The organism is Actinokineospora enzanensis DSM 44649 (genome assembly GCF_000374445.1).
In the GTDB taxonomy this organism is placed as follows: Bacteria; Actinomycetota; Actinomycetes; order Mycobacteriales; family Pseudonocardiaceae; genus Actinokineospora; species Actinokineospora enzanensis.
In genome coordinates, this window is sequence record NZ_KB894408.1 from 48,717 (window position 1) to 54,791 (window position 6,075).

Sequence of the window (6,075 nt, forward strand, 5' to 3'; positions counted from 1 at the left end):
CGGGCCCCGCCACCATGTGCGCGTTCCTCAGCTCGTCGACCGGCCGGAGGTCAGACCTCCAGCAGCTCGGCTTCCTTGTGCTTGACCAGCTCGTCGACCTGGTGGACGTACTTGTCGGTCAGGTGCTGCAGCTCCTTCTCCGCGCGCAGCACGTCGTCCTCGCCGGACTCGCCGTCCTTGACCAGCCGGTCCAGCGTCTCCTTGGCCTTGCGGCGGATGTTGCGGATGGTGATCCGGGCGTCCTCGCCCTTGGCCTTGGCGACCTTCACCATCTCCCGGCGCCGCTCCTCGGACAGCTGCGGGACGACCACCCGGATCAGCGTGCCGTCGTTGCTCGGGTTGACCCCGAGGTCGGACTCCCGGATGACCTTCTCGATCGAGTTCAGCGCGGAGGCGTCGTACGGCTTGACGATCACCAGCCGGGGCTCGGGCACGTTGATGCTGGCCATCTGGTTGATCGGCGTCATCGACCCGTAGTAGTCGACGCTGAGTCGGGAGAACATCGAGGGGGTCGCCCGGCCGGTGCGGACCGCGCCCAGGTCCTCCTTGGCCACCGACACCGCCTTTTCCATCTTCTCCTCGGCGTCGAGGAGTGTCTCGTCGATCAAGGGTGCTCCTTGTCCATCTCCCGGCGAGCGCGCCGCCAGGTCACGCGGTTGGCGTACTGACCAGCGTGCCGATCCTCTCACCACGCACGGCGCGGGCGATGTTCCCCTCCGTCAGGAGGTTGAACACGATGATCGGCATGTTGTTGTCCATGCACAGGCTGAACGCGGTCGCGTCGGCCACCTTGAGGTCGCGCTCCAGAACCTCGCGGTGGGTGATGTCGGTGAACATCTTGGCGTCCGGGTCGAGCCGCGGGTCGGCGTCGTAGACCCCGTCGACGGCCTTGGCCATCAGCACCACGTCGCAGCCGATCTCCAGCGCGCGCTGGGCGGCCGCGGTGTCGGTGGAGAAGTACGGCATGCCGACCCCGCAGCCGAAGATCACCACGCGGCCCTTCTCCAGGTGCCGCTCGGCGCGGCGCGGGATGTAGGGCTCGGCCACCTGGCCCATGGTGATCGCGGTCTGCACCCGGGTGTCGATGCCCTCCTTCTCCAGGAAGTCCTGCAACGCCAGGCAGTTCATGACCGTGCCGAGCATGGCCATGTAGTCCGCCCGGTCCCGGTCCATGCCGCGCTGGCTGAGCTCCGCGCCGCGGAAGAAGTTGCCACCGCCGATCACGATCGAGGTCTGCACACCCGAGCGGACCACGTCCGCGACCTGCCGGGCCACCGTGAGCACCACGTCGGGGTCGACACCGATCTCGCCGCCGCCGAACATCTCGCCGCCGAGCTTGAGCAGCACGCGGCGGAAACTTCCGTTCTGAGTCACGTACGACCCCTCCTCGTGACTATGCCCCGCCCCCGGGGAAACCGAGGACGGGGCACAACCCTAAATCACTGCGGGTGCCGAGCGGGTCAGGCCTGGCCGACCTCGAACCGGGCGAACCGGGTCACGGTCACGCCTGCCTCGTCCAGCAGGGCCTTCACCGACTTCTTCGAGTCGAACACCGAGGACTGCTCCAGCAGCACGACGTCCTTGTAGAAGCCGTTCACCCGACCCTTGACGATGTTGGGCAGCGCCGCCTCCGGCTTGCCCTCCTCGCGCGCGGTCTCCTCGGCGATGCGCTCCTCGTTGGCCACGATGTCGGCCGGGACCTGGTCGCGGGTGACGTAGCGCGGCTTCATCGCGGCGATCTGCTGCGCGGCCTGCTTGGCCGCCTCATCGCCCGCGCCGGTGTACTCGACCAGCACGCCCACGGCGGGCGGCAGGTCGGAGGAGCGGCGGTGCAGGTAGAGGCTGACGGTGCCGCCGAAGTTGACGACCCGACGCAGCTCCAGCTTCTCGCCGATCTTGGCGGAGAGGGCCTGCACGGCCTCCTCCACCGTACCGCCGTCCAGCGGGGCGGCCTTGAGCGCGTCCAGGTCGGCCGCGCCGGACGCCGCGGCCGCCGCGACGACCCGGTCGGCCAGCTGCTGGAACTCGTCGTTCTTGGCGACGAAGTCGGTCTCGCAGTTGAGCTCGACCAGTACCCCGCCGTCGGCGGCGATCAGGCCCTGCGCGGTGGCGCGCTCGGCCCGCTTGCCGACGTCCTTGGCACCCTTGATGCGCAGGATCTCGACGGCCTTCTCGAAGTCGCCGTCGGTCTCGGTCAGCGCCTTCTTGCAGTCCATCATGCCCGCTCCGGTGAGGTCCCGGAGCTTCTTGACGTCGGCCGCGGTGATGTTCGACATCGTGCGTTTTCCGTCCTTCTTCGGTACGCGCGTGGGAAAAGGGTCCCCGGCGGGCGCGAGCCCGCCGGGGGTGCTCGTCAGGACTCGGCCGGGGTCTCGCCCGAAGCGGCCGGGGTCTCGGCCGGAGCGGCTGCGGCCTCGGCCGGGGCGGCCGGGGTCTCGGCGCCCGCCAGCAGGTCCTGCTCCCACTCGGCCAGCGGCTCGTTGCTCGCGCCGACCTCGGGCTTGTCCGAGCCGTTGCGGGCGCCGGAGCGGGCGATCAGGCCCGCGGCGGCCGCCTCGGCCACGACCTTGGTCAGCAGCGCGGCGGACCGGATCGCGTCGTCGTTGCCCGGGATCGGGTAGTCGACCTCGTCCGGGTCGCAGTTGGTGTCCAGGATCGCCACGATCGGGATGTTCAGCTTGCGCGCCTCGCCGACGGCGATGTGCTCCTTCTTGGTGTCCACGATCCAGATGGCGGAGGGCACCTTCGCCATGTCGCGGATACCGCCGAGGGTGCGCTCCAGCTTGTCCTTCTCGCGGGTGAGCATCAGGATCTCCTTCTTGGTGAGACCCTGGAAGCCACCGGTCTGCTCCATCGCCTCCAGCTCCTTGAGGCGCTGCAGACGCTTGTGCACGGTGGAGAAGTTGGTGAGCATGCCGCCCAGCCAGCGCTGGTTGACGAACGGCATCCCGACCCGCAGCGCCTCGTTGGCGATGGCCTCCTGCGCCTGCTTCTTCGTGCCGACGAACAGGATGGAGCCGCCGTGCGCGACGGTCTCCTTCACGAACTCGAACGCGCGGTCGATGTAGGTGAGCGTCTGCCGCAGGTCGATGATGTAGATGCCGTTGCGGTCGGTGAGGATGTAGCGCTTCATCTTCGGGTTCCAGCGGCGGGTCTGGTGCCCGAAGTGCACGCCGGAGTCCAACAGCTGCTTCATGGTGACGACGGCCATGGCCGGGTTCGCACCTCTTCGTTCGGGCGCGCCGGGCGGGTGAGGCCGGGCACGCGGTGGCGGTTGTCGCCGCGGACCGGAGGCCCGCCGCCCTGGTGCCGTGCGGGCGCCCGGACCCGCTGGTGGTACTCACCCTCGGGACCGCCGGGCACCGGTCGCCGCGCGGGTGTCGAGGTCGACACCGGAACGCGGACGCGCACGGGCACGCGAAGTCGCCCCATGTGACCACGGGACGCGGGGAAAGCATACGCCGTGACGCGGCCGAACCCGGAACCGGAGGGCAGGTTGTCCACAACCCGCCCGATCCATCCCCAGGCCCGCGCTCGCCCTCGCCCGGCCGGTGCGCGCTGGGGCATGGTCGTGACATGACACCTGACCTGCGAAAATCCGCACTGTTGTTGATCACTGCCGGGCTCTGGGCAGGCATCCCCGCATCGGCCTCCGGGACGCCCCCGACACCTGTGCACGACTCGCCCGCCCTGCTGGACGTGGGGCCCGCACCCGGCCAGGGACCGGGCGACCCGGCATGCGAACCGACGCCATGCGGTGGCATCGAGGTGCCCACGAGCCCGTCCACAGGACCGTCCACGGGGGCAGTCGGGCGGCCGATCACGGGGCCGGGCGCCGGGTTCGGGTGGCCGGTGGTGCCGCCGCGGGCGGCGGTGCGGGCGTTCGTGGCGCCCGCGAACCCGTACGGGCCGGGGCACCGGGGTGTGGACTTCCCCGGCGCGGTCGGGGAGACCGTGTACGCGGCCGGGGACGGGGTGGTGACGTTCGCGGGTCCCGTGGTCGACCGGGAGGTCGTCTCGGTGGCGCACGCGTCGGGGCTGCGGACGACCTACGAGCCGGTGCGGCCGGTGGTGGCGCGGGGGGACCGGGTGCGGCGGGGTGACCGGATCGGCGTGCTGGTGGCGGGCCATCCGGGGTGCGGCGGTGCCCCGGCGTGCCTGCACTGGGGGCTGCGGCGGGACCGGGACTACCTCGATCCGCTGGTGCTGTTCCGCCCGGTGCACGTGCGGCTGCTGCCCGACCTATACGTCGGCGGTCTCCATGAGCTTCGCGCGCAGGCGCAGGACCGCTCGGGTGTGCAGCTGGCAGACCCGCGACTCGGTGACGCCGAGGACGCGGCCGATCTCGGCGAGGGTGAGGTTCTCGAAGTAGTAGAGGGTGACGACCACCCGGTCGCGCTCCACCAGCAGGCCGATCGCCTCCGCGAGCTGGCGGCGGTTGTCCTGGTCGACCAGCAGCGCCACCGGGTCGTCGGCGGCCTCGTCCTCCAGCACGTCGGCCAGCGAGTTCACGCCGCGCCCGGCGGCGGCCAGCTCGTCCAGCGCGACCACGCTGGTCAGCTGCAGCTGCGCGTACACGTCGCGCAGCTCGCCGACGGACAGGCCCAGCTCGGTGGCCAGCTCGGCGTCGGTGGGGGTGCGCTGCAGCCTGCCGCCGAGGCGTTCGATGCCGCGTTCGACCTCACGGGCCCGGCCGCGCACGGTGCGCGGGACCCAGTCCTGGGCGCGCAGGTCGTCCAGGATGGCGCCGCGGATGCGCTGCATGGCATAGGTCTCGAACTTGAGGCCGCGCTCCGGCTCGAACTTCTCGATCGCGTCGACCAGGCCGAAGATGCCGGACTGGATCAGGTCGGAGACGTCGACATGCGCGGGCAGGCCGGTGCCGACGCGGCCCGCGACGTACTTGACCAGCGGGGCGTAGTGCAGCACGAGACGGTCGCGCAGGTCCTGCTCGCGCCGTTCGCCGAAGCGCCGCCACAGGGCGACGATGCCCGCCTCCACGTCGTCGGCGGTGCGGTGGTCGCCGGGCAGCACACCGGACGAGGGGCCGCCGTCGCCGTAGGGGGCGGCGCGGCCGTTCACCTGGTTCCCGACGGGCGCCCGCGCGGGGCGCGCCGGTGCCCGGGAACCCGTTCCGCGGTCATCGGGAACGGGGGTGGGTTCGGTCATGGATCGCCTTAAGCCGTTCGACGGTCACGTGGGTGTAAAGCTGCGTCGTTGAGAGCGTAGCGTGACCGAGTAACTCCTGGACGCTACGAAGGTCTGCACCTCCTTCGAGCAGGTGGGTCGCCGCTGAGTGACGAAGGCCGTGCGGTCCCAACCCGGGCGTCCCCGGGACGGCCGACACCGCGTCGTTGACGATACGCCGTACGGCGGTCGGATGGAGCCTTCCGCCACGACTCCCCAGCAACAGTGCCGGCGGGGAATCGGCCCGGACAAGTGACGGACGGCCCTGGTCCAGCCAGGCGGCGACGGCTTCCCCGGCGGGTGCCCCGAAGGGCACCGTGCGCTCCCGCCCGCCCTTGCCGAGCACCCGCGCGAGCCGGGCCTGCAGGTCGACGTCGGTCACGTCGAGTCCGCACAGCTCCGACACTCGCACACCGGTGGCGTACAGCAACTCGACCACCGCGTGGTCACGCAGCGCGACCGGATCCCGCTCCCGGGCCCCGACCGCCGAGGCCCGCATGACGTCCCCGGCCTGGTCCTGCCGCAACACCGACGGCAGCACCCGGTTCCGTCGCGGCGCCACCAGCCGCTCCCCCGGGTCCCCGCCGAGGAACCCCCGCCGGTGCGCCCAGGCGGTGAACCCACGCGCTCCCGCCGCCCGGCGCGCCATGGTCGTGCGCCCCGCGCCACCCGCGCGCAACACGGCCAGCCAGGCCCGCAACCCGGCGATGTCGAGCCCGGCGGACTCCAGGGCCCCCGGCTCGGGCGGGTCTTCGTCGGCGGGTCGGGATCGGTCGCCGTTCCGGGACGGGCCATCGAGCTGTACGTCGCCCGCGCTGCCGCCGGTCGCGGTGTCGCCGGTCGCGGTGTCGCCGGTCGCGGTGTCGCCGGTCGCGGTGTCGCCGGTCG

The 6,075-nt window shown here is 71.6% G+C and carries 6 protein-coding genes and 1 pseudogene; 1 reads left to right on the forward strand and 6 read right to left on the reverse strand.

Annotated elements, in window-relative coordinates; genetic code table 11:
- Window positions 1–50: 50 nt before the first annotated feature.
- From frr to rpsB, 4 genes are all read right to left on the reverse strand, one after another.
- Entirely contained in the window at window positions 51–608 is a 558-nt protein-coding gene (gene frr, locus C503_RS0109795) for a ribosome recycling factor (RefSeq protein WP_018682023.1), read from the reverse strand.
- Window positions 609–648: 40 nt separating this feature from the next.
- Window positions 649–1,374: a UMP kinase gene (pyrH, locus tag C503_RS0109800; RefSeq protein ID WP_026316134.1), complete on the reverse strand. Its 726-nt coding sequence runs from the start codon at window positions 1,372–1,374 to the stop codon at window positions 649–651.
- An 86-nt stretch (window positions 1,375–1,460) separates the two neighbouring features.
- Window positions 1,461–2,276, reverse strand: coding sequence for a translation elongation factor Ts (tsf, locus tag C503_RS0109805; protein ID WP_018682025.1), 816 nt, complete (start codon window positions 2,274–2,276; stop codon window positions 1,461–1,463).
- Window positions 2,277–2,353: 77 nt separating this feature from the next.
- Window positions 2,354–3,211 (reverse strand): 30S ribosomal protein S2, encoded by an 858-nt coding sequence (rpsB, locus tag C503_RS0109810; RefSeq protein ID WP_018682026.1) that lies wholly within the window; start codon window positions 3,209–3,211, stop codon window positions 2,354–2,356.
- Window positions 3,212–3,576: 365 nt separating this feature from the next.
- On the opposite strand from rpsB, the pseudogene C503_RS44435 reads away from it, so the two are divergent.
- Window positions 3,577–4,188 (forward strand): annotated as a pseudogene (locus tag C503_RS44435) (M23 family metallopeptidase); the annotation flags it as partial.
- Between the two features lie 54 nt (window positions 4,189–4,242).
- Here C503_RS44435 and C503_RS0109815 read toward each other — a convergent pair.
- Together C503_RS0109815 and C503_RS38835 are read right to left on the reverse strand one after the other, a co-directional pair.
- Window positions 4,243–5,169, reverse strand: coding sequence for a FliA/WhiG family RNA polymerase sigma factor (locus tag C503_RS0109815; RefSeq protein ID WP_033400452.1), 927 nt, complete (start codon window positions 5,167–5,169; stop codon window positions 4,243–4,245).
- On the reverse strand, window positions 5,141–6,075 hold a 935-nt coding region (locus C503_RS38835), incomplete at its 5' end, for a tyrosine recombinase XerC (RefSeq protein WP_018682028.1). The genes C503_RS0109815 and C503_RS38835, both read right to left, overlap by 29 nt.

What these genes read in the sequence shown, in the direction of transcription:
- tsf (WP_018682025.1), bottom strand. Translation starts at nt 2,276, where the DNA reads ATGTCGAACATCACCGCGGCCGACGTCAAGAAGCTCCGGGACCTCACC.
- C503_RS0109815 (WP_033400452.1), bottom strand. Translation starts at nt 5,169, where the DNA reads ATGACCGAACCCACCCCCGTTCCCGATGACCGCGGAACGGGTTCCCGG.
- rpsB (WP_018682026.1), bottom strand. Translation starts at nt 3,211, where the DNA reads ATGGCCGTCGTCACCATGAAGCAGCTGTTGGACTCCGGCGTGCACTTC.